The organism is Palleronia sp. THAF1 (assembly GCF_009363795.1).
Lineage (GTDB): Bacteria > Pseudomonadota > Alphaproteobacteria > Rhodobacterales > Rhodobacteraceae > Palleronia.
The window spans coordinates 2,749,389-2,773,424 of sequence record NZ_CP045420.1; the positions used below are offsets into that span (position 1 = coordinate 2,749,389).

The following is a 24,036-nucleotide window of genomic DNA, read 5'->3' on the forward strand; positions in this document are numbered from 1 at the left end:
TTCCCCCATCGCCCGCAACGCCTAGCGTCCGCGCCATGAAGGAACTCATGCGATCCAACGATCCGACGGCCATTGCGTTCGCCAAGGCCCTCTTGTCCGGCGAGGGGATAGAGGTGTTCGAACTGGACGTCCATACAAGCGTGCTGGAAGGCTCTATCGGCATTTTGCCGCGCCGCCTGATGGTCGCCGACCGCGATCATTTTCTGGCCGTCGCCACGTTGCGGGACAACGATGTCGACCAAGGATACTGACACCACCACCGATGCCTTTCTGAACGGACGGCTACGCCTGATCCAGCCTGTCAGCGGCTATCGCGCGGGGTCCGACCCGGTCTTGCTGGCCGCCTGCGTTCCGGCCCGTGCGGGCCAATCGGTGCTGGACGTCGGCTGCGGCGCCGGCGCGGCTGCGCTGTGCCTGGCCGCGCGCGTGCCGGGGCTGCACGTGTCTGGGATCGAGGTGCAGGCGCGCTACGCCGATCTCGCCGGGCAGAACGCCGCATTGAACGCTATCGAAGCCACCATTTATCACGCAGACATCGCCCATATGTCGCCCGCGCTAAGACAGACGCGATTCGATCACGTTCTGACGAATCCCCCCTATTTCGACAGGCGCAGCGGCTCAGCGTCCCCCGATGTCTTACGCGAAACCGCTTTGGGAGAGGCGCTGTCGCTGACCGACTGGATCACCATCGCCGCGCGACGGGTTGCGCCACGCGGCACGTTGACCGTGATACAGAAAGCCGGCCGCTTGCCCGATCTGCTGACCGCATTGGGGCCTGTGGTCGGTAGCTTGGCGGTCCTGCCGATCCAGCCAAGGGACAGCCGCGACGCGACTCTCGTGATCGCACAGGGCATTAAAGGAGGGCGCGCACCCGCGCGTTTGTTACCCCCGATGATTCTCCACGACGCGCACGGTTTCACCCCAGCCGCCGACGCCGTTCTGCGCGAAACGGCATCAATCCGCCTGTTTCCGCAGCGCAGCACGCAATAATCCTTACATTCTGTAACGCGTAGATGACAGAAGCGAAAATCGTTCCTACGTTGAAAGTCTCAACCAACAGGAGGTGACGCATGTCCATGAGCTCTCACGTTCAGGAACTTCGCAAGAAGCATTTGGCTCTCTCATCGCAGGTCGAACAGGCACAACGCAGCCCGTCGACCGATGATCTGGAAATCCGGGCCCTGAAACGCGAAAAGCTGCGCCTCAAGGAAGAAATCACGCGTCTGACGCACTGATCCGGCCCGCCGGAAACGCGAAAGGCCGGTGCATCATGCACCGGCCTTTTTTGTTGGTCACAGCAGTGCATCAGGCGAAGTACTGGCCGCCGTTTGCGCTAATCGTGGCACCCGTGATGAAGCCCGCGTCGTCAGAGGTCAGGAACGCCACGCAGCGCGCGATTTCCTCAGCCTCGCCCAGACGGCCAACGGGGATCTGCGCGATGATGGATTCGCGCACCTTTTCTGGCACGGCCATGACCATATCGGTCGCGATGTAGCCCGGGCAGACGGCGTTCACGGTAATGCCCTTCTTGGCCCCCTCCTGCGCCAGCGACTTGGTGAAGCCCAGATCGCCCGCCTTCGACGCGGCATAGTTGGCTTGTGCGAACTGCCCCTTCTGTCCGTTGATCGAACTGATCGTGACGATTCGCCCGAACTCACGCTCACGCATGCCGTTCCAGACGTTGTGGGTCATGTTGAACACGCCGGTCAGGTTCGTGTTGATGACGTCATGCCACTGCTCCGGGGTCATCTTGTGAAACGGCGCGTCGCGGGTGATGCCCGCGTTGTTAACCAAGATGCCAACGCCGCCCATGGCGTCTTCGACCTCGGCCACGCCCTTCTTGCAGGCGTCGTAATCGCCGACGTCGAACTTGAAGGTCTTGATGCCCGTCTCGTCGGTGAACTTGGCGGCGGCCTCGTCATTGCCGCCGTAGGTCGCGGCGACCTGATGGCCGGCCTCTTTCAAGGCCTTGGCGATGGCCGCGCCGATGCCGCGGCTGCCTCCGGTCACGATGGCTGTTCGTCCCATGCTGTGCTCCTCCCTAGAGTCGTTGCAGGTTCTTGTTGTCTTTCAGAAAACGGCGGGCGTCTTCCTCTCCGATAGCCCAAGTCTCGCGCAGCTTGTCGGGGTCCGTAAAGTCGATCTTGTCGGCGGGCACCTCTTCCGAGGGCTGCACATAGGTCAACCGATCCTCTTGCGGCAGGTTTCGAAAGCGTTTGGTCAGCAGGATCAGCGTGCGCCCGGCGTCATCCTTGGGCAGCGGCGCCTGATCGGCCATCCCCGCATCGACAGCCGGCGCGCCGTCCCATTCGGGTGGGTCGAAGGCGGGCGGGATCGTGGCGGCGGCGCACACAAGGTCGGTCAGATCGCCCGCCCGCGCGGCAGCGTTCGCGTCGATCAGCTCTGCCGTCAGACCGGCCTTTTGCGCCCACTTCAGATGCGGGGTCGAGCGAACATTCGTGTCGGCAACATAAACCAGCGTCATCGCGGCGCCGCTTAGCTTCGGCCAATCGTAGTCCGGGGGGCGGGCCAAAAGGATGTGGAAGTCCGGCCCTTCGGCGATCAAGCCGTGCGCTTCAGTGTCGCCAAAGCAGTCTTCGACGATCCCGCGATAGATTTGCTGGTGCGGCGAATTGCCGGTTTCATCATCAAAAGGTTCGTGAAGCGGCACGTTTCGGTCGTGGGCCGCGAAGGCTTCGATGAAGGTATCGCGCACGCGCGGCCCCCGGTTCGTTAGAAAGCCGCATCCGGTGCAGGCCCCGCCCGAAACGCCGGTGATGCGCTGCGGCGAGATCGGAACTTCCGCGCGCAGCACATCCATAAAACCGCCCTGCCACATGCAACGCGTTCCGCCGCCAGAGAAGACGACCTGATCGAAGAGCGTGTCCGGCATGGTTGCGCCGCGCACGGGGCGCGGCGCGCTCCCTTAGCCGCGCTCGACGCACATGGCGACGCCCATGCCGCCACCGATGCACAGGGTCGCAAGACCCTTCTTCGCGCCACGACGCTTCATCTCGAAAAGCAGCGTGTTCAGGACGCGGCAGCCAGAGGCACCGATTGGGTGGCCGATGGCAATCGCGCCGCCGTTGACGTTCACGATCTCGGGGTCCCAACCCATGTCCTTGTTCACAGCACAGGCTTGTGCGGCGAAGGCTTCGTTGGCTTCTACAAGATCAAGATCAGAAGGCTTCCAACCGGCCATCTCCAGCGCCTTGCGGCTGGCGGGGATGGGGCCGGTGCCCATGATCGACGGGTCGAGACCGACGGTCGCGTAGGACACGATGCGCGCGAGGGGCTCGATCCCGCGCTTTTCCGCTTCCTCGACGGACATCAGCAGGGTCGCGGCAGCACCGTCGTTGATGCCGGACGCGTTGCCGGCGGTGACAGAGCCGTCCTTGGTGAAAGCAGGCCGCAGCTTGGCCATGCCCTCGACGGTCGCGCCATCACGGATGTGTTCGTCCTTGTCGACGATCACGTCGCCCTTGCGGGTCTGGATGGTGTAGGGAACGATTTCGTCCTGGAAACGACCCTCGGCGCGGGCCTTCTCGGCCTTGTTCTGCGAGTGGACGGCGAATTCGTCCTGTTGCTCGCGGCTAATCTGCCACTGCTCGGCTACGTTCTCGGCGGTCTGACCCATGTGGTAGCCGTTGAATGCGTCCCACAGACCGTCGCGGATCATCGAATCGATGAACTTCAGGTCGCCCATCTTGTGACCCTTGCGCAGGTTGGCGACATGCGGGCTCATCGACATGTTTTCTTGCCCACCGGCGGCGACGATCTGCGCGTCGCCCAGACGGATGTGCTGTGCGCCCAGAGCCACGGCGCGCAGGCCCGAACCGCAGACCTGGTTGATGCTCCACGCAGCGGAACCAAGGGGAAGACCGGCGTTGACGTGTGCCTGACGGGCGGGGTTCTGGCCCTGACCGGCGGTCAGCACCTGGCCCAGAATGGTCTCCGACACATCGGCCTTGTCGACGCCCGCACGCTCGCAGATCGCCTCCAGAACCTTGGCCCCCATGTCGTGAGCGGGCACATCGGACAGGGCCCCATTGAAGGTGCCGACGGCGGTGCGGGCGGCGGATGCGATAACGACGTTGGTCATGGTGGTCCCCTTCGGATTACAGCGGCGGATGCGCTGGGTCACATCTTAACTAAAACGAATTGTACGACCTTTCTACCCGAACCTCGGTAGGTGCCCGATAGTCGTAGAGTCCCAATGCCGAACTCAGGCCGTCAACCGTTGGCCACATTTCGGCACGGCTCCCACCGGGGGCGGATCGTTGGGGCGCCGTATAGATAGCCCTGCAGGCAATCCACGCCCAAGCCGATCAGCGCCGACGCATCCTGCTGGTTCTCCACCGACTCGGCCACGGTCAGCATGTCGAAATGCGCGCCGATAGAGATCATCGCTTTCACCAGCGCCATGTTATCAGGATTGCGGGCGACGCCGTTACAGAACTCTCCATCCATCTTCAGGATATCGAAGCAGAAATCCTTGAGATACCGCATGGAGGTGTAGCCCGACCCGAAGTCGTCCAAGGCAAAAGCGACGCCACGATCCTGCAGCGCACAGATGAAATCGGACACCAGGCGTGGCGCGGTGATCGCGGAACTTTCGGTGATTTCCAGGATCAGGCGCTCCGCGACGGTGGGATCGGCTTCGATACCCGCGTTCAGCGTTTGCGTCCAAAGGGGATAGCCGATGGACAGTGCCGAGAGGTTCACCGATAGGCGCAGCCCCGGATGGCGGCGCAGGGCCTCCAACCCCAGCCGCAACGATATCGCGTCGATGCGGCGGCCAAGCTCCTTGTTTTCGATCTGCAGAATGAAATCGCGGGCCGGGATGATGCGCCCAGTGCGGTCGAGCACCCGGATCAGCCCTTCATAGAAGGCAGGGCGCACGTTTCGACCGGCGGCCACGACGGGCTGGAAGGCCAGCATGGCATTGCCACCATCCACAGCATCGGCCACCATCTGCACGACATCGCGGTCGCGCCTGCTGACGGCATCACTCAGCGGATCGCTGCTGGCGTCGCCTTGAACCACTGGTGAATTATCTTCGCGCATGTCGCGCCCCCGTTCCAATCTGAAGGCCACCTTGCGCCAAGGCTCCTAACATCGCGTAAAAATAAACAACTTTAGTGGATTTACTGTTTGGACCATTCGACCAGATGCCCGTGGTGCGGGACCGATCCTGTCTACGTTGCCTACCACGACACAGAGTGGGGCGTGCCGGAGTACGATTCGCGCGCCCTGTGGGAGAAGCTGATCCTTGACGGGTTTCAGGCGGGGCTGAGCTGGATCACGATCCTGCGCAAGCGCGACGCCTTCCGCGCGGCGTTCGAGGGGTTCGACCCAGAGGTGATCGCGGGCTGGGGCGACGAAGACGTCCAGCGCCTGCTGGCCGATCCGGGGATTGTGCGCCATCGCGGCAAGATAGCGGCGACTATCGGCAACGCGCGCGCCTATCTGGACATGCCCGAAGACTTCGCGACCTTCTGCTGGTCCTTCGTCGATGGCGCGCCGGTGCAAAATCGCTTCGATACCATGGAAGCTGTGCCGACCCAAACACCCGCGTCGGTCGCCCTGTCGAAAGCGCTGAAGGCGCGGGGTTTCAAGTTCTGTGGCCCCACCATCGTCTATGCGTGGATGGAGGCCTGCGGGCTGGTGAACGACCATCTGACCGGCTGTTTCCGCCACGAACCGACACAACAGTTGGCCGAAGGGGAACGCGCACCCGCAGCGTCGCGTTGATCACGGGAGTTTAAGAACCGAGGGCACTATGGCGCAGAAGAAAACGAAGAAAGACACATTAGATCCCGTCAAGAAAGCGGCAGGTCGGGTCGAAAACTTTCGCGCCTTGTGCGAGAACATGACCAGCGGCAAGCAGATCGTGCCGCCGGACATGCTGCGCGGTCAGGCCCGGCGCGAGCACGTGCGATCCACGTTGCGCGAGGACCACCAGACCCGGATCGAGGAACAGGCCGCCGGCACCCGCGACAAGTTCAAGAAGCTTGCAGGCAGCCGCTTCAGCTTCTTTCGCGGCACCGCCCTGCTGTTCTACCGCGACATGACCGGCCACGACGCCCACATGCCCACAGTTCTGACGCTAGGCGACGTGCACCCCGAGAACTTTGGAGTGATGCCGAACAAGGACGGCGTGCCCATCTTCTCGGTCAACGATTTCGACGAAGTCATCTACGCCCCCTTCACGTGGGACATCAAACGCGGCGCGGTGGGCTTTTGGCTGGCCGCGAAGGAAGAGGGCGATCTGTCGAAGAAGCACCGGCGCAAGATCATCAAGGCCTTCGTCGAGGGCTATCTGGAACAGATGCGCGCCTATGCCGAGAATGAAACCGAGAAGAACGATGCCTATCGGATGGACAACTCTCCGAAGGTGATCCGCAGGCTGTTCGAAGATGCCTGGGAAGAGCGCAAGGACTGGTTGTGGAGCGACTACCTGAAGGAGAACGGCCGTGGCTTTCGGGCGGATGACGAATTGGAGCCGATCAGTTCAGAGGTCGAGAAGTTCCAGAAGGCCATCAACGAATTGGCCGAGAAAAATGGAATCGACGCGCCGGATCGCGCGGGTGAGCTGAAGGTGAAGGACGTGTGCAAACGGCACGGTCAGGGCACCGCGTCGCTTGGACTGCCGCGCTACTATGTTCTGATCGAAGGGCCGTCCAAGGATGCGACGGACGATCTGATTATCGAGTTCAAGGACGCCCGCCGCTCGGCCTTGGAAGGCCTTGTGCCGCCTACGGAATTTGACGCCGGTAGAAAGGCAGACCGTATCGCGCATGGGCAAAGTGTGCAGCTTGCGCAGGGCGACATCTTCTACGGTGCGGTGGAAATCGACGGCAAACCCTTCATGTCACGCGAACGTGCCCCATTCCGGGATGACATCGACCTGGATGAACTGTCGAAGAAGACTTGGCGCAAATACGCCCGTGTCTGCGGTGCGGCATTGGCGCAAGCCCATGCGCTGTCCGACGATCTGGGTCAGGTGGACTATGACGTCGAGCCGTCCATCGTGGCGGCCTGCGAGCCGACTGAACTGTTTTGCGCCGATATAATCCGCTTCACCGAGGAAACGGCGAAGCGGCTGAAGCACGACCACAAGGCGTTCATCGAAGACTTCGAGGCCGGCGCGTTCGACAGCATCGATATGGTCTACCGCTGATCCCTGTCAGTCCAGGAAATCGGGGTTGCGCAGGATCGCCTTGGCCTTCCTGCGCTTTTCCACGTAGCCGCGCGTGGACACCAGCATCATATGTAGCGCTGCGGCTTGGCTGTTGGTCAGGCGCTCTGGGATGATCTGAATCCCCACCCGATCCAGCCGTTGAGCGATAGAGTTGGTCAGTTGCGCGTTGGGTGCCGCGACAGCGGGCGAAGCAAGGGCGGCGCAAAGAACAAGTGCGGTGGTGCGGATCATGGTCTGTCTCCGTCGGAAATGAAGTCTCTGCGGTAATAGCCTATGACCAGCATGGCAGTTCCCGCCAGCACCAATGCCTTCAGCACAACTTCCAGTGACAACCCACCGCCCAGCGCCAGCGCGATAACGCCGACGAGCGTGAACAGCAGTACCAGGACGGCAAAGAAGAGGGCGGCGTAGGCCATGATCTTGCGCGTCGGGCTGTCGCGATCCGCACGCCAGTCGATCAGCGCGAAGATGGGCGCGAACACAAGGATGGCGGCCACGCGCCATGCCTGCATGTCCAGCCGCCAGCGAGCATCCGTCCCCGTGAACGTCTCTATGGCGTCGAAGAGCATGCCCACAAGGTTCACCAGAACGACCGACAGGGACAGGAATGCCAGCCCATAGATCACGGCCTCTCGCGCTGAAACGAAGGGACGCGGGCGCGGCACCGGCGGGATAGAGGGCACATCGGCGAAGGCACCCAGCGCGCGGTCGGCGTCCTTGGCGCGCCATCCGGCCTGCACCAGCGTTGCGCGGATGTCGTCACGGCTGCGTCCCGCGACAAGCGCGTCGCGCACGAAGCGATCCAACTCTCCGCGCTGGGCCATCAGTGCGCCTTGGGCGCGGCGTCGAAGGCGGCTTTCTGGTCGGCGGTCGCCTCTGTCTGATGCTTGGCCTGCCATTCGTCGTAGGGCATGCCATAGACGATCTCACGCGCCTGCGGCTTGTCCATCTCTATGCCCCGCTCGTTCGCGGCTTCTTGATACCAGCGGCTCAGGCAGTTCCGGCAGAACCCCGTCAGGTTCATCATGTCGATGTTCTGCACGTCCGTCCGCTCTTGCAGATGGTAGCGCAGGCGGCGGAAGGCGGCGGCTTCAAGCTCGGTGCGGGTGGCGTCGTCCATGGGTGTCTCTCCTGCGGTTCGATGCAAGATTGGGCAGCGCCGATACGAAGTTCAAGGATTGACGCCCAAGGGTGCGCGGCGCTGTTGTCAGCCCACGGGCTTTGCCGCATAAGCCTGATCGACGCTAACAGGAGCCCTTCATGCGACGCCTTCGCAAGATCAAGATCGTGGCCACGCTGGGGCCCGCATCATCCGATTACGATACTATCCGTGCCCTCGCCGAGGCCGGAGCCGACGTGTTCCGCCTGAACATGAGCCACGGCAGCCACGACGAGATCGCGGAAAAGCACAAGATCATCCGCCAGATCGAAGAAGACCTGGACCACCCCATCGCCATCCTTGCGGACCTTCAGGGTCCGAAGCTGCGCGTGGGCGTGTTCAAGGGCGATTCGGCAGAGCTGGAGGAAGGGCAGGACTTCCGTCTGGACCTTGATAGCGCAGAGGGCGACGCCACGCGTGTTCAGCTTCCGCACAAGGAAATCTTCGATGCGCTGGAGCCGGGTGCCTCGCTGCTGGTGAACGACGGCAAGATCCGGCTGAAGGTCAAGGACCACGGCAAGGACTACGCGAACTGCGAAGTGATCGTTGGTGGCACCATCAGCAACCGCAAGGGCGTGAACGTGCCCGACGTGGAGCTGCCGCTGGCCGCGCTGTCCGACAAGGACCGCAAGGATCTGGAATTCGTCTGCAAGCTGGGCGTCGACTGGCTGGCCCTGTCCTTCGTGCAGCGCCCCCGCGACGTGCAGGAAGCGCGCGATCTGTCGGGCGGACGCGTCGCGATCCTTTCGAAGATCGAAAAGCCGCTGGCCGTGACGAACTTCGAAGCAATCCTGGAAGCCTCGGACGGCATCATGGTCGCCCGCGGTGACTTGGGCGTCGAACTGCCGGTGCAGAACGTGCCGCCGATCCAGAAGCGTCTGGTGCGTAAGTGCCGCGCCGTGGCCAAACCGGTGATCGTCGCGACGCAGATGCTGGAATCGATGATCGAAAGCCCGATGCCGACGCGCGCAGAAGTCTCTGACGTGGCAACGGCGATCTACGAAGGTGCGGACGCCATCATGCTGTCCGCCGAATCCGCCGCCGGTCAGTATCCGATGGAAGCGGTGCAGACGATGAACAACGTCGCCATGGAGGTCGAGGCAGACCCCACCTACCGCGACATCATCAACGCCAGCCGTGCCGGTGCGAAGGAAACGGTGGCCGACGCCATCGTCTCTGCCGCGCGCGAGATTGCCGAAACCACCGACATCAAGGCGATCTGCTGTTATTCGCAGTCGGGCACGACCGCGCTTCTGGTAGCACGTGAGCGTCCCGAGGTTCCGATCATCGCATTGACGTCCCGCAAGGGAACGGCCCGTCGGCTGTCGCTGTCGTGGGGAATGCACTGCGTAATGACCGGTGAGGTGACGCGCTTCAAGGAGGCGGTCATCAACGCGGCCCGCGCCGCCCGTGCCGAAGGCTTTGCAGAGGCGCGCGACCAGATCGTCGTCACCGCCGGTGTGCCGTTCGGTCAGGCCGGGACAACCAACATTCTGCGCGTCGCGCCCTGCGAAGAGCGGCTGATCTACGCCAGCGATCCGGAGTAGGTCGCTGGACTGGCTGCGCGATCTCTGGGCCTCTACCGCTGATCTGCGGGGCCGGATCGCGTCTTCGGTCACGGACCTGTGGGACGGCACGTCCGATCTGCGCGCCGACGCCGGGGAACTGGCGTCGGATTTTGGTGGCTGGGTGGCCAGCATCCATCTGAACTTGTCGCGCGACAGTGCCATCGTGATTTCGGTCGTCTTTCTGGCGCTGGCGGTGCCGTCCATCTTCGCGGCCTGGGTGGATCGGCGCATTCCGAAGATCGGTCTGGTGCTGATTGTTGTCGGCGGGCTGATGACCTTCTGGACGCTGAACACCTATCCGGGCGACTACGTCTGGGAAGATGTGCCTATGGCTTTCATCGAAGTCATCGCCTCTATCGTGAACTGACTTGCGTTCCGCGCGGGCCGGCGGTAAAGGGGCCGCCTGAATACCGCGGGGGCCGGCTCAAGTGGCATGCCGAGCGTTCCGCGCCAACCGACCCGATAGGAGACGGAAATGCCCAAGATGAAGACGAAATCGAGCGCCAAGAAGCGCTTCAAGGTGACCGCGACCGGCAAGGTCATGGGTGGTCAGGCCGGTAAGCGCCATGGCATGATCAAGCGCCACAAGAAATTCATCCGTGACGCACGCGGCACGACAGTTCTCAGCGAGCCTGATCAGAAGACGATCAAGGCCCACTTCATGCCCTACGCGCGCTAAGGAGAACAGCAGATGTCCCGAGTTACTTCCGGCAAGGTCACCCACGCCCGCCACAAGAAGGTCATCACGGCCGCCAAAGGCTACTACGGCCGCCGTTCGACGAACTTCAAAACCGCCACGCAGGCCGTCGACAAGGCGAACCAATACGCCACGCGCGATCGCAAGAACCGCAAGCGCAACTTCCGTGCCCTGTGGATCCAGCGGATCAACGCCGCCGTGCGCGCCCACGATGATCAGCTGACCTATTCGCGCTTCATCAACGGTTTGGCGCTGGCCGGGATCGAGGTGGACCGCAAGGTGCTCGCCGATCTCGCCGTGCACGAGCCCGAGGCGTTCAACGCCATCGTGGATCAGGCCAAGGGCGCCCTGCCCGCCTGAACCTACACGATTTGAAGAAGAAAGGCCGTCCTTCGGGGCGGCCTTTTGCGTTCGTAGGGCCATTCCTGCGATCGGTACCAGGACGCCTTGCCGTGCAATTGTCTGTGGCGGCGTTCCTGCAATGCGGCATAATTCTGGGCATCCAACGCTTGCCGGGCAGATGGAAAAATCCGTAAGCTGATGTCGGGGTAACATTGGGAAATCGGGTTGGTGCATGTTCTGCAACCCGACGACGCGGATATCGCGGCGGGGGTGAAGCGTATCGCTTTAGCCAGACTGGACGCGGCCTTGGCCGCGCTTGGGAACGGCGCTTTGCCCGTCGATCGGAAGGCCCGATTGGGCCGCACACATCTGAAAAAGGTGCGAGGTCTGCTGCGACTTGTGCGGCCGATCCTGCCGGACCATCCCGCGCAAAACCTTGCGCTGCGGGATGCGGGACGCATCGTTGTGGACCTATGCGACAGCGTCGAAATGGTGACTGCGATTGATCGCTTCGCAGACCTTCTGATCGATGGCTTGGGGCACGACGCCGCCGTCTCTTTGCGCGCCGCCATCGCCCAACAGGCCGAAAAGCGGCTGCGCGGCGACGATGTCCCCGATCTGCTGCAGCGCTTTCAAATAGCCCTTTTGTCTGCGCGCGAGCGGGTGCTGGATTGGCCTACGATCATGGATCGCGACGCGTTGGAGCGTGCGCTTGCCAAGACGCACCGCCGCGCGGACCGTGCAGTGGCGCTTGCCGTTACAGACGCCACTCCACAAAGGCTGCACGTATGGCGCACACAAACTGCCTACCATCGCACCCATGTTCGTCTGCTGCGCGTCACGATGCCCGGCCCGATGGAAGCGCATCTTGCTTTGGCCGATGCGCTGCTGGACGGGCTGGCAGATACGCGCGACGCTACCCTGCTGGATGCCATCTTGTCACAGCAGGACGGCGCAGTGCCGGACGATGCGCTAGCTAAGGCGCGGCTGGCGTTAAGTGAAGAACAGGACCGCTTACGCCCGATCCTCTTCGACATCGGCGCCGCATTGATGGCCGACACGCCGGACAGCTTTGCCCGGCGTGTCGCAATTTACTATGACATCTGGCGCTCGGGTCGACTGATCCCGTCAGACTAGCCCAAGCGCCCTACCCCGCTCAGGCCCCGATTTCTTCGTCCAGAAAGTCGGTGAACGCTTCCCAGCTTTCAGTCGCCGCTCGCTCTTGATAGCGATCCGACCCTTCGACGCTGAAGGCATGGCGCGCGCCGGAATAGATCTCGGAGGTGTAGGCGATGCCGGCGTCGTCCAATTCTCCCATCAAAGCCACAAGCTGTTCAGTCGTCGCCACCTGATCGGCGGCACCGTGCAGGATCAGGATCGGGCCCGCGCCTTCAGCATAGCTTTGGCCCTCTGGCGTCTCATACGATCCATGAAAGCTGGCGAACCCTGCAAAGTCGGACGCCATGTCCGAGCGCGCGGCTTCAAGCAGAACACCACCGCCGAAGCAGTAGCCCGCCATCACCATCGACTGCGCATCGGACATACCCTGCGCCGCCTGAACACCAGCAGCGATCAGAGCGCGCATCTTTTCGCGGTCCTGATACAGCTCGCCCGTCGCAGCCCGGCGTTCGTCCATGCTCTCCGCCGGGCTGTCGGCCCCGAACATGTCGATCGCGAAGGCGTCATAGCCCATGCCCGCAAGCTCATCGGCACGCATCTTCTCGTAGTCGGTCAGCCCGTCCCAATCGTGCGCGATCAGAACCAAGCCGCGCGGATTTTCAGCGGCCGCGAAATAGCCAGTGTGCGCGACGCCCTCGTAGTCGTAGTCCACATCTTCGGCCAACGCCGGGGCCGCCATCAGTGCGCTGCAGATCAGATAACGATACATGCTGTCTCTCCCATTGATTACGCCTTGAATGGTGGCCCGGCAGGGCACGGCGGCAAGAGCGGCACCTTGTCAGGCGCCGGGCGGCGCGGTAGCACGCCTGCGTCATCCAAGGGGCCCCACACCATGAGCGATCTGCGCGACACCTACCTGACCCGGATCGCCGAGGCAGCGGACGAGACCACGCTGGAAGAGGTCCGGCTGGCCGCCATCGGCAAGAAGGGCGAGATCGCGCTGGAAATGCGCAAGCTGGGCCAGATGACGCCAGAGGAACGGCAGGTCGAAGGCCCACGCCTGAACGCCCTGAAGGACGAAATCACCAGCGCCATCGCCGCCAAGAAGATGGCACTGGAAGATGCAGCGCTGGACGCCCGCTTGTCCGAAGAATGGCTGGACGTGACGCTACCGGGCCGTCGCGGCCCCCGATCAGTGGCCGAAGGATCAGTGCACCCCGTCAGCCAAGTGTGGGAGGAATGCACCGCAATCTTCGCCGACATGGGCTTCGCTGTCGCCGAAGGTCCGCAGGTCGAATCGGACTGGTACAACTTCGACGCGCTGAACATCCCCGACCACCACCCTGCCCGTGGAGAGATGGACACCTTCTACATGCACCGCGCGGAAGGCGGCAATCGCCCGCCGCACGTGCTGCGCACCCATACCTCTCCGGTGCAGATCCGGTCCATGCAGGAACAGGGTGCGCCGCTGCGCATCATCTGCCCCGGCCGCGTCTACCGCGCCGACTACGACCAGACGCACACCCCCATGTTCCACCAGGTCGAAGGGTTGGCGCTGGGCCGCGACATCTCGATGGCGAACCTGAAGTGGGTGCTGGAAGAGTTCTTCTCGGCCTACTTCGGCAAACAGGTCAAAACCCGCTTCCGCGCGTCGCATTTCCCCTTCACAGAGCCGTCGGCAGAGGTCGACATCCAGTGCTCGTTCGAGGGGGGCACCGTGAAGGTCGGCGAGGGCGACGGCTGGCTGGAAGTGCTCGGCTCTGGCATGGTCCACCCTTCGGTGCTGAAAGCGGGCGGCATCGACCCGACGGAATGGCAGGGCTTCGCCTTCGGCATGGGCATCGACCGCATCGCCATGCTGAAATACGGCATCCCCGACTTGCGCGCGTTCTTCGACAGCGACCTGCGCTGGCTGCGCCACTACGGGTTCAGCGGATTGCGCGTACCAACATTGCGGGGCGGAGTGTGACCCAACTCTTCCACCACGCCAACCGACAGAAGTCCGAACGCTCCAAGCGCTTCTACGCGCGGGTCGAGATGGCCTACACGCTGGTCGATTTCACCGCAGCCATGTGCTTCGTGATCGGCTCAGTGCTGTTCTTCTGGCCGACGTGGGAGACCTTGGCGATCTGGTTCTTCGTCATCGGCTCGGTCTGTTTTGCGGTGAAGCCGACCTTGAAGCTGTGGCGAGAGGTCAAGCTGGCGGCGATGGATGATAACAAGGACCTGTCCGAGCGTTTGTGACGCATTTCGCAACGCTCTGGCCGCCCCCATCTTCCAACCATGAAACGCCTCAAGATCGCGACCTTCCTTCTCCTCGCCGCCCTCGTCATCGCGGGTCACGTCGCACTATGGCTCTCGCCCGACTGGCCGACCGAATTGAAGCTGCAACTCACGATCCTGAACGCTGTCGGCTGGGCCGTTGTCATCCTGCCCGCGTTCGCCGTCGCCCGATGGGCCGCCGCGCACAAGTCGGACTGATCCGCTTCCCATTCGCCCGCCCCTGCGGTATCGCCGCTGGCGAACGACAAACGGGGCCGCGACGATGAAATTCACCCTTTCCTGGCTGAAGGATCACCTGGACACCGACGCAAGCGTCGACCAGATCGCCGAGGCTCTGACCGATCTGGGGCTGGAAGTCGAAGAGGTCGTCGACCCCGCCGCCGCCCTGCGCCCCTTCACCGTTGGCCGCGTCACCGCCGCGACCCAGCATCCCGACGCAGACCGCCTGCGCGTCTGCACTGTGGAGGCGGGCGACGGCCCCACCCAGATCATCTGCGGCGCACCCAACGCGCGCGAAGGCATCACCGTCGTCGTCGCCAAGCCCGGTACCTATATCCCCGGCCTCGACACCACCATCGCGGTCGGCAAGATCCGGGGCATCGAAAGCTACGGCATGATGGCCTCGGAGCGCGAGCTGGAACTGTCGGAAGAGCATGACGGCATCATCGAGTTGCCGTCGGGCGAGGTCGGGCAATCCTTCGCCGACTGGCTGGCCACGAACCGCCCCGACGCCATCGACCCGATGATCGAGATCGCGATCACCCCCAACCGCCCCGACGCGCTGGCTGTGCGCGGCATCGCCCGCGATCTGGCGGCGCGCGGTCTGGGCACGCTGAAGCCGCAGGAGACATCTGCCATCGACGGCGGCTTCCCCTGCCCCATCGGCGTGACCATCGACGACGCGGCCTTGCCCCATGCCCCCCACTTCACCGGGCGGCTGATCCGGGGCGTGAAGAACGGCCCCTCGCCCGACTGGCTGCAGGCGCGGCTGAAGGCGATCGGGTTGCGCCCGATCTCGGCCCTCGTGGACATTACCAACTTCTTCACCTTCGACATGAACCGCCCCCTGCACGTCTTCGACGCCGCCCGCGTCAAAGGCGACCTGCGCGTTCACCTGACCGACGGCGGCGAGACGCTGGAAGCGTTGGACGAGCGCACCTACACCTTCGCGCCCGGCATGGTCGCCATCTCTGACGACGCCGGCGTTGAAAGCATCGCAGGCATCATGGGCGGCGCGCCTTCGGGCGTGGAGGACGGCACGACCGACGTGTTCCTCGAATCCGCCTGGTGGGAGCCGGTGACCATCGCCCGCACGGGCCGTGCGCTGAAGATCAACTCTGACGCACGCTACCGGTTTGAGCGTGGCGTCGATCCCGCCTACACGCGCCCCGGTCTGGACGCCGCGACGCAGATGATCCTGGACCTGTGCGGCGGTGAGGCGTCCGAGGTGGTCGAAGCCGGCGCCGCCCCGGACCACGCCCGTGCGTATAAGCTCGACGCGGCGCGCTGCGCGTCGCTCGTGGGGATGGATCTACCCGAAGACCAGCAGCGCGCAACGCTGACCGCACTTGGTTTCGCCATGGATGGCGACATGGCCCACGTGCCGACGTGGCGCCCCGATGTGAAGGGAGAGGCCGATCTGGTGGAAGAGGTGGCGCGCGTCGCGTCCCTGACCCGGCTTGTTCCGCAACCCATGGTTCGCGCGCAGACGGGCGTGCCCAAGCCGATCCTGACAGAGACCCAGCGACGCGAGCAGACCGCCCGCCGCACCTGCGCCGCTCTCGGCTACAACGAAGTCGTCAGCTACAGCTTCATCGACCAGCCCACCGCCGATCTTTTCGGTGGCGGCACGGATGCCACGCGCGTCGAGAACCCGATCTCCTCCGAGATGAGCCACCTGCGTCCTGATCTGCTCGCAGGCCTGCTGCACGCCGCTGCGCGCAACCAGAAACGCGGCCAAGGCGATCTGGCGCTGTTCGAGGTCGGCAGCGCCTTCCACGGCGGTGAACCGGGTGAGCAAGTGGTGCAGGTCGCCGGTCTGGTAACCGGGCGCACCGGCCCCAAGGATGTGCATGGCAGCACCCGCGCGGTTGATGTCTACGATGTGAAGGCCGATGCAGAGGCAGTGTTGGCCGCGCTCGGCGCGCCCGCAAAGGTGCAGATCTTCCGCGATGGGGCCGCCTGGTGGCACCCCGGTCGCCACGGGCGCATCGGGCTTGGGCCGAAGAAGGTGCTTGGCGCATTCGGTGAAGTGCATCCGAAAATCTTGCGCGCGATGGGCGTCAAAGGACCCGCGATGGCCTTCACAATCTGGCCTGACGAAGTACCCGTGCCGCGCAATTCCGGCAACGCCCGCCCGGCGCTGGCGATCAGTGATCTGCAAGCGGTGGAACGGGACTTCGCCTTTGTTCTGGACGCGCGGGTCGAGGCGCAGACGCTGATCGCCGCCGCGCAGGGCGCGGACAAGGCGCTGATCGACGAGGTGCGCGTTTTCGATCAGTTCATCGGTGGATCGCTGGGTGATGGGAAAAAATCGCTGGCGATCACGGTGCGCATCCAGCCGAAGGACCAGACGCTGACTGATAAAGAGATCGAGGCCATTGCGGCCAAGATCGTCCAGAAGGTCGAAGGGGCAACAGGCGGTACGCTGCGCAGCTAAAGCGCGGCGCACCCCTTCTTTGTTTTCCCAATACTCAAGCCGGACGGCGACCAAGGAAAACAACCCTCAGGCCTTGACCGCGGCCCATCCGGCTTCGGCCATCAACGCGTCTGAACGCTCTTCGACAGCCTCACGCAGTCGATCCACGAAGGGCTGCTTATCCAGACCCGGCGGGATCGGCTCCAGAAATTCGATCACGGCGTGACCCTGCTTTTTCACGATACCGGTGCGCGGCCAGAAGACGCCGACGTTCACCGCAACCGGCACGCAGGTCTGGCCCAGCTGTTGATACAGCACCGCCGTCCCCGTCTTGTAGGGAAGCTCGACACCCGGCGCGACGCGCGTGCCTTGGGGATAGATGATCAGTTGGCCGGGTCGCGCCGCGCCCTTTTGCACATCGGCGAGCATCTTCGCGATGGCTTGGCCCTTCTTACCGCGATCCACCGGCACGCAGCCGATCTTGAGAGCGAACCAACCCAGCACGGGTGTGCGCGTCAATTCTTTCTTCATGATGAATTTGAACGCTGGCAGGACCGAGCACAGGATGATGATGTCGAAGAAAGACTGGTGCTTGGCTGCGATCATCACGGCACCCGTGGGGGGCGTCCCGCGCACTTCGGACGTCAGCCCGATCATCCAGGACGCCGACCAACGCACATAACGGCAATAGGCCTGGATCGCGCGATTGCCGTTGGCCGGATCGCGAAGGGTGGCCGGCACCCACCAAAGTCCCATCAGCGCCATGGCGACATACATCTGGATCGTGAAGATGAACGAGCGGATGGCCTGGATCATGGGATGTCCTTCAAGGCGCGCATGGCGGTGATACGGGTGGCCCAGAAGGCCACGATACCCGCGACCGGCGGAATGACCATAGGGGCGAGCCACCCGAATCCCGTGAAGCCCAGCCCCGTCAGGAAGCCGCCCGCCGCCTCGACGCTGGGCAGAGCCCAGATCGCGATCATGCCCGCAACCGTTCCCAGCGCCGCGCCGCCAAGCGCACGTAAGGTGAACCGGCGAACGAAGGCGCGGGCGATGAAGACGTCCCGGGCGCCGATCAGACGCAGCACGCGCATGACTTCGCGGTTCGCCGCCAGCGCCGATCCCGCCGCAAGCGTTACCATCGACGCCATCGTCAGCGTGATCAGCGCAAGAATCCCTAGTCCAAGCGTGTTCAGCCGATCCGCCGCGCGCACCAGCGGTCTGCGCCAGCGGGTGTGATCGTCCAGCACGGCACCCGGCGCTTCCGCGCCCAGCCGCAGGCGCAGACCCTCGGCATCGAAACCCGCGTCATCCTCGATCACCTCGATCAGTTGCGGGATCGGCAATGCCTCTACCGGCAGGTCCGGGCCGAACCACGGGGCCAGAAGCGCGCGCTGTTCTTCCGCCGGGATCGCGCGGGCGAAGGCCACGCCAGGGGTCTCTGACAGGATACGCAGCACCGCCGCCACCTGCACCTCACGCTGGTCCATCGGCGCAGAGATGCGGATCGTCGAGGATTGCGCCAGCGAGGTTGACCATCGCTCGGCCAACCGACTGGTCGCCAGGGAAAGAGCCATCGCGAAGACCGCAAGAAAGGCCATAGCAGCCGCGGTGAAGACGGTCAGCCGAGCCGAAAAACCACGCGCCGGGACGATCCGGTCGGCGTTGGTGTCGCCCTTCATCGTTTCCAACACGCTCTTCACAGATCGGCCCCGGCCATATCCAACTGCCCCTGCCGCAACCGCAGCACACGCGCGGACACCTGCGATTTCGCCGCGCGGATCAGGTTCAGGTCATGGGTGGCGATGAGCACAGCCTTGCCCATGCGGTTCAATTCGACGAGCAGTTGCAACAGGCGAAGCGACATCTCCCAATCGACGTTCCCCGTTGGTTCATCCGCCAGAATTACGTCCGGCGACAGGATCAGGGCCCGCGCCAGCGCCGCACGCTGCCGCTCTCCGCCCGACAGTTCCGGCGGCAGCGCATCGGCGCGATGACCCAACCCGACCCAAGCCAGCAATTCGTCCAGTTCCGCACGCCGGGGCGTTGGGTCCTCTCCCGCCGCAGCAAGGGGCATGGCCACGTTGTCACGCAACGACAGGTGGTTCAGGAAGCCGCAGTCCTGATGCACAACGCCCACGCGACGCCGGAATTGCGCCACGCCGTCACGGCCCAGTTCCGAGACGGGGCGCCCGAAGGCGATCACCTCACCATGGGATGGCGCAAGGTCCAGATAGCACAGCTTCAAAAGGGTCGTCTTTCCCGCCCCGGACGGGCCGGTCAGGAAATGGAACGAACCGGGTGCCAGCCGCAGGGAAATCCCGCTCAGAAGCGCCGTTGTGTCGTAGCCGTATCTGACGTCGTTCAGCTCGATCACGGGTCGCCTCGCCTTCGCGCGACCGTTTTGCCTCACAGGGCGGGGCGATTCAATCGGCAGTCGGCTCTGGTGTTGGATTTGTGCGATGCTGTCGCTACCGTGATGTTAACTATAAAAGGACGATCGGGAACTCCCGGCGAGGCATCATGCGGATCACCTGTCCCAATTGCGCAGCGGAATACGAAGTCGAGGCTGACATGATCCCCGACGCGGGCCGTGACGTGCAGTGTTCGGCCTGCGGTCACACTTGGATGCAGTTCAGCGACGGTCACGCCGAAGAGATCACAGTTCCTTCCGCAGCGATGCCCCCCGCGGAAGACAAAGCCGTTGTCCCCGAAGAGACGGCTGAACCTAAGCCACCCGCCCGCCGTCAGATGGATGACGAGACGCGTCGCATCCTGAAGGAAGAGGCCGAGCGAGAAGCAGCCGCCCGTCGCGCGCGCCGCCGTGCGGCAGAGACATCGCTGGAGACGCAAGCCGATCTAGGGCTGGATGAAACGCCAGAGGAACGCGTCACGGAGGCGAGCGCGGACTTGGACACGGCGCCCTCTCCCCGAACGGAATCGCGCAGTGGCCGCCTGCCGGACATTGAAGAGATCAACTCTACACTCGACGCCCGGCCACCAGAGCAGCACTACGGTTCAGACGCTATGACAATCACCGACGAAGCAGACACCACCGGCGACCCGGGCTTCCGCGGTGGGTTCGTCGCAATGATCTTGATCGCGCTGCTTCTGATCGCGATCTATTTGTTGGCTCCACGCGTCGCCGCTGCCGTGCCCGCGCTGGAACCCGCGCTAAGCGCCTATGTGGACGGGGCGAACGCGCTACGCCAGATCGTGAACGATGCACTTCAATCGGCTGCGGACGCCATCGGCGGCATCGCGGGATCGCCTGACGCAGGATCCTAGACCAAGCCGAAGCTTGCGTAGGGCAGGAAGTGCACCGGATCGCCCGGTGTGATCGTAGCCGCGCCTTCCTTCAATTCCACAAGTCCATCGGCCCAGCTTAATCCAGAAATACGGCCGGAACCTTCGGACCCGAAGACCTGCACGCCATCCGGCCCCATGCGCGCACGCAGGTATTCGCGGCGTCCGGGCTTCTTCATCTTGGAAAAGTCTGCGGGTACTGTGAAGCCTTCGGGTTCGACCCAAGTGCCTCCTGCCAGCACAGAAAGGGCCGGGCGCGCGAAGATCAACGCGCAAACGAATGCGGCGACGGGGTTTCCCGGCAGGCCGAAGACCGGAACGCCGCCGCGCATTCCCAGTGCCAGCGGGCGGCCCGGCTTTAACGCGATCCGCCAGGATGACAACGCGCCCTCGTCCCGTAGAAGGGCCGATACATGATCTTCGTCGCCTGCGGATGCGCCGCCGCTCGTCAGGATCGCATGACAATCAGCAGCGTCCAGCGCCGCGCGCAGAATGTCGCGATTGTCCGCGACGTGACCCAAGTCGACCGCCTCATGCCCCCAACGTGCCGCGATGGCCAGCAGCATTGGGCGGTTGGCGTCATAGGTGCGCGCAGGATCCTCGGTTGCGCCGGGCGACGCGAGTTCATCACCCGTGGACAAGACCCCGACGCGAAGGCGTTTGCGCACAAGCACAGTCGCAGAGCCGGTGGCAGACAGAAGCGCAAGGTCGGGTGGCGTCAGGCGATGGCCGTCGTCGAACAGCGGGGCGCCGACATCCACATCCTCTCCGGCGCGCCGGGTGTTCGCGCCGGGCTTGACCGGACCATTGAAGGCGACGTGGGTGGCATCGGTGCGCGTATCCTCTTCCAGCACGACGGTATCGACACCGTTCGGCAGGATCGCGCCCGTCAGGATGCGAATGGCGTGGCCTTGCGGCACCGTCCCTGTGAACGGCGCGCCCGCCGCCGCCCGTCCATTGGTCAGTGGCAGGGATTGCGCGCCATCGCCCGTTGCGGAATGGGCGAATCCGTAGCCATCCACCGCCGCATTCGGCGCGGGTGGATTGGCGCGGATCGCGTTGACGGCCGAGGCAAGGATGCGTCCGTCGGCACCCAGCACGGCAACGCTCTCGGTGCCAGTCACCCCGCGCAGGCGTTTGCGCAACAGGTCCAGCGCCGTGTCCACCGGGGTCCAGTCGACACCGGGCGGCAGGGCGAAGCAGTCGTTGGACAATGGCGGCGGGGTCAGGTCGGAATGGTCCGGCTTAACGCGCGCGCCGTACGCCTCCGGAGGGGCATTTCGTGCCAGCCCCGTCAGATGGTCACGATGTTCCGCCCCAAGAATCCACCCTTCCTCTGGCGCGTCGATCTGCATCATCGCCGCCAGTTCGTCAGCAGGCAGCGCGGCAAGCACATGAGCCAACAGCCGCACCTGATGACGGTCCCTGATGCCATCCTTCGGCACGGCGCTTTCGATCAGTCCCGGCCAGATCTCTGCCAGAACCGCAGGCGCATCCCGCCAGTCTTGGAATGGCCAGACCGCGACACCATCGATCCGCCGCAACCTTGAGAGCATCGGCAACCCCATCAGCGCCTGCCCGCCAACGGTCGGATGGGCGTTCAATTGCCAGACGCTGGACGATGCCTTGGCCACGGTATCGCAGGCCCGCTTCTCAGCGACCGTTGTCTGGGTCCGGTCCGTGCCTTTGAACGGTATATCGTCGAAACGCTCCTTCCATTGCCACGGCTTGCCCCAGAATGGCCCGACACCCGTGAATATCCGATTAAGCTGGGATGCGATTTCGAAGCGATTGTTCACGCCTTTCGCGTCATCCTCGATCCGTTCGGCCAGCCAGTCCCACAGAACCAGCGGATCATCGGACCCCGTCACCTGCCGCGCGAAGCCTGCCGGATAGCCGAACGGAAAATCGAACCCTGCCAGAACGCGCCGACCGGTGGCGATCTCTGCGCGCAGACGGTCGGCCAGCCATGCCTCGGCGGCCAAGCGGGTCGGCATATGGACTGGCTCTTCCGCCTCACCCTGCGACACAACGCCGATCCAGATCGCGTCTTTACCAATGGGGCGCACGCCCTGAGCGGCGGACCAATCCACGACGATGACGGTGTCGAACCCGCTCACAACCCTACCTGGCTTGCGATGAAGTCCGCGATGGCAGCGGTATCATCAAGGTCCAACACAGGGCGGTCGGTCAGTCCCGTGTCCCCTTTCGCCGCGACCACACGAATCGTCGGGTCGTCGGGTGCGATCAGCGGGCGACCTGTTTCGGCACGCCAAGCTTCGACCTTGGGGTGGGTGTCGCGCTTCCAGCCTTCCACCAGCACCAGATCGACCGGGGCCAACTTCGCCAACAGGTCCGACAGCGGCGGCTCTGGCGCATCGTCGAGTTCCGTCATCAACGCCCAGCGCGTGCCGGACGACAATAGCACCTGATGAGCCCCCGCCTCTCGGTGACGACGCGAGTCCTTGCCCGGCTGGTCCACGTCGAAGCTGTGGTGCGCATGCTTCAGGGTGCTGACCGTCACCCCCCGCGCGCGAAACTCGGCCACCAGACGCACCATCAGCCCAGTCTTGCCCGCGTTCTTCCAGCCTGTGACGCCGTAAAGCTTCATGCCATGCCCCGTGCGGTGTCCAAGTCTTCTGGCGTGTTCACGTTGAAGAATGGATCGCCGCGATCCACCGGGAAGGCTGCCAGCGCGGTGCCGTGCCGGTCGGTCCATGCGACGACCTTCCGGGTGCCGTCCTTCAGGGCGTCGCGCAGGTCATCGCGTAATGCGACGGGCCAAAGGCCGAAGGTCGGGTGCCGTGCGATCCCGCGCTCGGGATCAGGTGTCGCGGCAAGCGCGATGGGATGGCCCTGCGCCTCGGCAGCCAGAAGAAGCTGCGGCACCAGATCGGCGGGGAAGAACGGTGTGTCGGCGGCGACGGTAACGATATGGGTCGCGCCTTTGGTAGCAGCCCAGTCCAGCCCGGCCAGAACGCCTGCAAGGGGGCCGGGATGGTCGGCCAGACTGTCGGGGATCACCGGCAGCCTAAGATCGGCGAACCGATCAGGATCGCCATTCGCATTCAGCGCCATATCAGGCACCTGCGGCGCGAAGCGGTCGATAACGTGATCCAGGATCGACCGGCCACCCAGCATCAGCCGCCCCTTGTCGCCACCGCCCATCCGGGTCGCGCGGCCACCTGCAAGGATTACGCCAAGAGGGGCGATCATGGCGCTTCCTTTCGATGCCACTCCGACAGGGTCCGCAGCAGATCGCTCGCGTTCATTTCCGTCGGCAGCGCGGTTTCAGGAAGGATCAACCTTGCGGTTGGAAGCTCGATCAGGATCGCACCGTCGATGTGGCGAACGGCGCGCACGAACCGCCATTCTACGTGGCTTTCAATCCCGGGCCGACTGGCCACGATCCGTTTCGGATCGAAGCGCAAAGCCATTTCTCCACCGGTCTGGTTGTACGCCGCATGCATGCTCACTTGATGTCTGTGCTGCCGCCACCAGACCAGCAGTACCAGGATTGCCCCAAGGCAGGCTCCGGCCGAAAGTGGCACCAGGGACCCTCCGCCGAACAGCGCAAGATCCGTGCAGACAATGGCCAGCACCGCGCCTACTGTAGCAGCGAGCGCGCGAAACCCATCTTCGTTTTTGCGGGGCGGGTCGATAGGCGTCGTGATCGCGCGGCGATACAAAGCGGGCTCGATCTCGAACCGGAACACA

30 protein-coding genes are annotated in these 24,036 nt (G+C 63.9%); 15 read left to right on the top strand and 15 right to left on the bottom strand.

The features are described from left to right. Positions 1–35: 35 nt before the first annotated feature. From FIU81_RS13730 to FIU81_RS13740, 3 genes are all read left to right on the top strand, one after another. Positions 36–251 carry a DUF2007 domain-containing protein gene (locus FIU81_RS13730; RefSeq protein WP_124110532.1) on the top strand — a complete coding sequence of 72 codons (216 nt, stop codon included), beginning with the start codon at positions 36–38 and terminating at the stop codon, positions 249–251. Further along, on the top strand, positions 232–990 hold the full coding sequence (locus FIU81_RS13735; RefSeq protein ID WP_124110531.1) for a tRNA1(Val) (adenine(37)-N6)-methyltransferase: 759 nt from the start codon (positions 232–234) through the stop codon (positions 988–990). Before FIU81_RS13730 ends, FIU81_RS13735 begins: the two co-directional genes overlap by 20 nt. 80 nt (positions 991–1,070) lie before the next feature. Continuing rightward, the gene (locus FIU81_RS13740) at positions 1,071–1,235 is read left to right on the top strand and encodes a YdcH family protein (RefSeq protein WP_124110530.1); all 165 of its coding nucleotides are present in this window, start codon (positions 1,071–1,073) and stop codon (positions 1,233–1,235) included. A 70-nt stretch (positions 1,236–1,305) separates the two neighbouring features. On the opposite strand, the gene phbB is transcribed toward FIU81_RS13740, so the two are convergent. The 4 genes from phbB to FIU81_RS13760 all read right to left on the bottom strand — a co-directional run bounded on the left by phbB (position 1,306) and on the right by FIU81_RS13760 (position 5,067). Beyond that, on the bottom strand, positions 1,306–2,028 hold the full coding sequence (gene phbB, locus FIU81_RS13745; protein ID WP_124110529.1) for an acetoacetyl-CoA reductase: 723 nt from the start codon (positions 2,026–2,028) through the stop codon (positions 1,306–1,308). A gap of 13 nt (positions 2,029–2,041) precedes the next feature. Next, on the bottom strand, positions 2,042–2,893 hold the full coding sequence (locus tag FIU81_RS13750; protein ID WP_124110528.1) for a patatin-like phospholipase family protein: 852 nt from the start codon (positions 2,891–2,893) through the stop codon (positions 2,042–2,044). 33 nt (positions 2,894–2,926) lie between these two features. Next, positions 2,927–4,102, bottom strand: a complete 1,176-nt coding sequence (locus FIU81_RS13755) for an acetyl-CoA C-acetyltransferase (RefSeq protein WP_124110527.1) — start codon at positions 4,100–4,102, stop codon at positions 2,927–2,929. A gap of 131 nt (positions 4,103–4,233) precedes the next feature. Further along, positions 4,234–5,067: an EAL domain-containing protein gene (locus FIU81_RS13760; RefSeq protein WP_124110526.1), complete on the bottom strand. Its 834-nt coding sequence runs from the start codon at positions 5,065–5,067 to the stop codon at positions 4,234–4,236. Positions 5,068–5,154: 87 nt separating this feature from the next. Here FIU81_RS13760 and FIU81_RS13765 point away from each other — a divergent pair, with 87 nt between their 5' ends. Continuing rightward, a complete protein-coding gene (locus tag FIU81_RS13765; RefSeq protein ID WP_124110525.1) occupies positions 5,155–5,754 on the top strand; it encodes a DNA-3-methyladenine glycosylase I in 600 nt (199 codons plus the stop codon). A 118-nt stretch (positions 5,755–5,872) separates the two neighbouring features. Then, entirely contained in the window at positions 5,873–7,183 is a 1,311-nt protein-coding gene (locus FIU81_RS13770) for a DUF2252 domain-containing protein (RefSeq protein ID WP_254695926.1), read from the top strand. 6 nt (positions 7,184–7,189) lie between these two features. Here the strand turns inward: FIU81_RS13770 and FIU81_RS13775 are convergent, their stop codons facing one another. Genes FIU81_RS13775 through FIU81_RS13785 form a run of 3 tightly spaced genes read right to left on the bottom strand, consistent with a single transcriptional unit; the run spans position 7,190 to position 8,324 of the window. Beyond that, positions 7,190–7,435 (bottom strand): hypothetical protein, encoded by a 246-nt coding sequence (locus tag FIU81_RS13775; RefSeq protein WP_124110523.1) that lies wholly within the window; start codon positions 7,433–7,435, stop codon positions 7,190–7,192. Beyond that, positions 7,432–8,028 carry a DUF5671 domain-containing protein gene (locus tag FIU81_RS13780; protein WP_124110522.1) on the bottom strand — a complete coding sequence of 199 codons (597 nt, stop codon included), beginning with the start codon at positions 8,026–8,028 and terminating at the stop codon, positions 7,432–7,434. The genes FIU81_RS13775 and FIU81_RS13780 overlap by 4 nt, the downstream gene beginning before the upstream one ends. Beyond that, positions 8,028–8,324 carry a DUF1244 domain-containing protein gene (locus FIU81_RS13785; RefSeq protein WP_124110521.1) on the bottom strand — a complete coding sequence of 99 codons (297 nt, stop codon included), beginning with the start codon at positions 8,322–8,324 and terminating at the stop codon, positions 8,028–8,030. The genes FIU81_RS13780 and FIU81_RS13785 overlap by 1 nt, the downstream gene beginning before the upstream one ends. Positions 8,325–8,464: 140 nt before the next feature. Between FIU81_RS13785 and pyk the strand changes: the two genes are divergently transcribed. The 5 genes from pyk (at position 8,465) to FIU81_RS13810 (ending at position 12,107) form a co-directional block, all read left to right on the top strand. Continuing rightward, positions 8,465–9,910 carry a pyruvate kinase gene (gene pyk, locus FIU81_RS13790; protein ID WP_124110520.1) on the top strand — a complete coding sequence of 482 codons (1,446 nt, stop codon included), beginning with the start codon at positions 8,465–8,467 and terminating at the stop codon, positions 9,908–9,910. A 142-nt stretch (positions 9,911–10,052) separates the two neighbouring features. Beyond that, positions 10,053–10,298, top strand: a complete 246-nt coding sequence (locus FIU81_RS13795; RefSeq protein ID WP_124110519.1) for a hypothetical protein — start codon at positions 10,053–10,055, stop codon at positions 10,296–10,298. A 108-nt stretch (positions 10,299–10,406) separates the two neighbouring features. Then, positions 10,407–10,610 carry a 50S ribosomal protein L35 gene (rpmI, locus tag FIU81_RS13800; RefSeq protein WP_124110518.1) on the top strand — a complete coding sequence of 68 codons (204 nt, stop codon included), beginning with the start codon at positions 10,407–10,409 and terminating at the stop codon, positions 10,608–10,610. Positions 10,611–10,622: 12 nt separating this feature from the next. Next, complete coding sequence (gene rplT, locus FIU81_RS13805; RefSeq protein WP_124110517.1) at positions 10,623–10,988, top strand: 50S ribosomal protein L20; 366 nt, start codon at positions 10,623–10,625, stop codon at positions 10,986–10,988. 210 nt (positions 10,989–11,198) lie between these two features. Further along, the gene (locus tag FIU81_RS13810; protein WP_172971479.1) at positions 11,199–12,107 is read left to right on the top strand and encodes a CHAD domain-containing protein; all 909 of its coding nucleotides are present in this window, start codon (positions 11,199–11,201) and stop codon (positions 12,105–12,107) included. A 19-nt stretch (positions 12,108–12,126) separates the two neighbouring features. On the opposite strand, the gene FIU81_RS13815 is transcribed toward FIU81_RS13810, so the two are convergent. After that, positions 12,127–12,858 (bottom strand): dienelactone hydrolase family protein, encoded by a 732-nt coding sequence (locus tag FIU81_RS13815; RefSeq protein ID WP_124110515.1) that lies wholly within the window; start codon positions 12,856–12,858, stop codon positions 12,127–12,129. A 123-nt stretch (positions 12,859–12,981) separates the two neighbouring features. On the opposite strand from FIU81_RS13815, the gene pheS reads away from it, so the two are divergent. The 4 genes from pheS (at position 12,982) to pheT (ending at position 17,031) form a co-directional block, all read left to right on the top strand. Further along, positions 12,982–14,058, top strand: a complete 1,077-nt coding sequence (gene pheS, locus FIU81_RS13820) for a phenylalanine--tRNA ligase subunit alpha (RefSeq protein WP_124110514.1) — start codon at positions 12,982–12,984, stop codon at positions 14,056–14,058. Continuing rightward, entirely contained in the window at positions 14,055–14,333 is a 279-nt protein-coding gene (locus tag FIU81_RS13825) for a YrhK family protein (protein WP_254695927.1), read from the top strand. Before pheS ends, FIU81_RS13825 begins: the two co-directional genes overlap by 4 nt. Before the next feature lie 39 nt (positions 14,334–14,372). Then, entirely contained in the window at positions 14,373–14,570 is a 198-nt protein-coding gene (locus FIU81_RS13830) for a phenylalanyl-tRNA synthetase subunit beta (protein WP_124110513.1), read from the top strand. Positions 14,571–14,634: 64 nt separating this feature from the next. Beyond that, the gene (pheT, locus tag FIU81_RS13835) at positions 14,635–17,031 is read left to right on the top strand and encodes a phenylalanine--tRNA ligase subunit beta (RefSeq protein WP_124110512.1); all 2,397 of its coding nucleotides are present in this window, start codon (positions 14,635–14,637) and stop codon (positions 17,029–17,031) included. Between the two features lie 66 nt (positions 17,032–17,097). Here the strand turns inward: pheT and FIU81_RS13840 are convergent, their stop codons facing one another. The 3 genes from FIU81_RS13840 to FIU81_RS13850 are packed head-to-tail and all read right to left on the bottom strand — an operon-like array spanning position 17,098 to position 19,390. Further along, on the bottom strand, positions 17,098–17,826 hold the full coding sequence (locus FIU81_RS13840; protein ID WP_124110510.1) for a lysophospholipid acyltransferase family protein: 729 nt from the start codon (positions 17,824–17,826) through the stop codon (positions 17,098–17,100). Next, positions 17,823–18,695 (bottom strand): cell division protein FtsX, encoded by an 873-nt coding sequence (locus FIU81_RS13845; RefSeq protein WP_124110780.1) that lies wholly within the window; start codon positions 18,693–18,695, stop codon positions 17,823–17,825. Before FIU81_RS13845 ends, FIU81_RS13840 begins: the two co-directional genes overlap by 4 nt. 17 nt (positions 18,696–18,712) lie before the next feature. After that, a complete protein-coding gene (locus FIU81_RS13850) occupies positions 18,713–19,390 on the bottom strand; it encodes a cell division ATP-binding protein FtsE (protein WP_124110509.1) in 678 nt (225 codons plus the stop codon). A 146-nt stretch (positions 19,391–19,536) separates the two neighbouring features. Between FIU81_RS13850 and FIU81_RS13855 the strand changes: the two genes are divergently transcribed. Next, positions 19,537–20,301 carry a zinc-ribbon domain-containing protein gene (locus FIU81_RS13855; protein WP_124110507.1) on the top strand — a complete coding sequence of 255 codons (765 nt, stop codon included), beginning with the start codon at positions 19,537–19,539 and terminating at the stop codon, positions 20,299–20,301. Here the strand turns inward: FIU81_RS13855 and FIU81_RS13860 are convergent. Genes FIU81_RS13860 through FIU81_RS13875 form a run of 4 tightly spaced genes read right to left on the bottom strand, consistent with a single transcriptional unit; the run spans position 20,298 to position 24,035 of the window. Further along, entirely contained in the window at positions 20,298–22,439 is a 2,142-nt protein-coding gene (locus tag FIU81_RS13860; RefSeq protein WP_124110505.1) for a molybdopterin-binding protein, read from the bottom strand. The genes FIU81_RS13855 and FIU81_RS13860 overlap by 4 nt on opposite strands. Next, positions 22,436–22,930 (bottom strand): molybdopterin-guanine dinucleotide biosynthesis protein B, encoded by a 495-nt coding sequence (mobB, locus tag FIU81_RS13865; protein WP_124110503.1) that lies wholly within the window; start codon positions 22,928–22,930, stop codon positions 22,436–22,438. The genes FIU81_RS13860 and mobB overlap by 4 nt, the downstream gene beginning before the upstream one ends. Further along, complete coding sequence (gene mobA / locus FIU81_RS13870; RefSeq protein ID WP_124110501.1) at positions 22,927–23,535, bottom strand: molybdenum cofactor guanylyltransferase MobA; 609 nt, start codon at positions 23,533–23,535, stop codon at positions 22,927–22,929. The genes mobB and mobA overlap by 4 nt, the downstream gene beginning before the upstream one ends. Then, on the bottom strand, positions 23,532–24,035 hold the full coding sequence (locus FIU81_RS13875) for a hypothetical protein (protein ID WP_124110499.1): 504 nt from the start codon (positions 24,033–24,035) through the stop codon (positions 23,532–23,534). Before FIU81_RS13875 ends, mobA begins: the two co-directional genes overlap by 4 nt. Position 24,036: the final 1 nt, after the last annotated feature.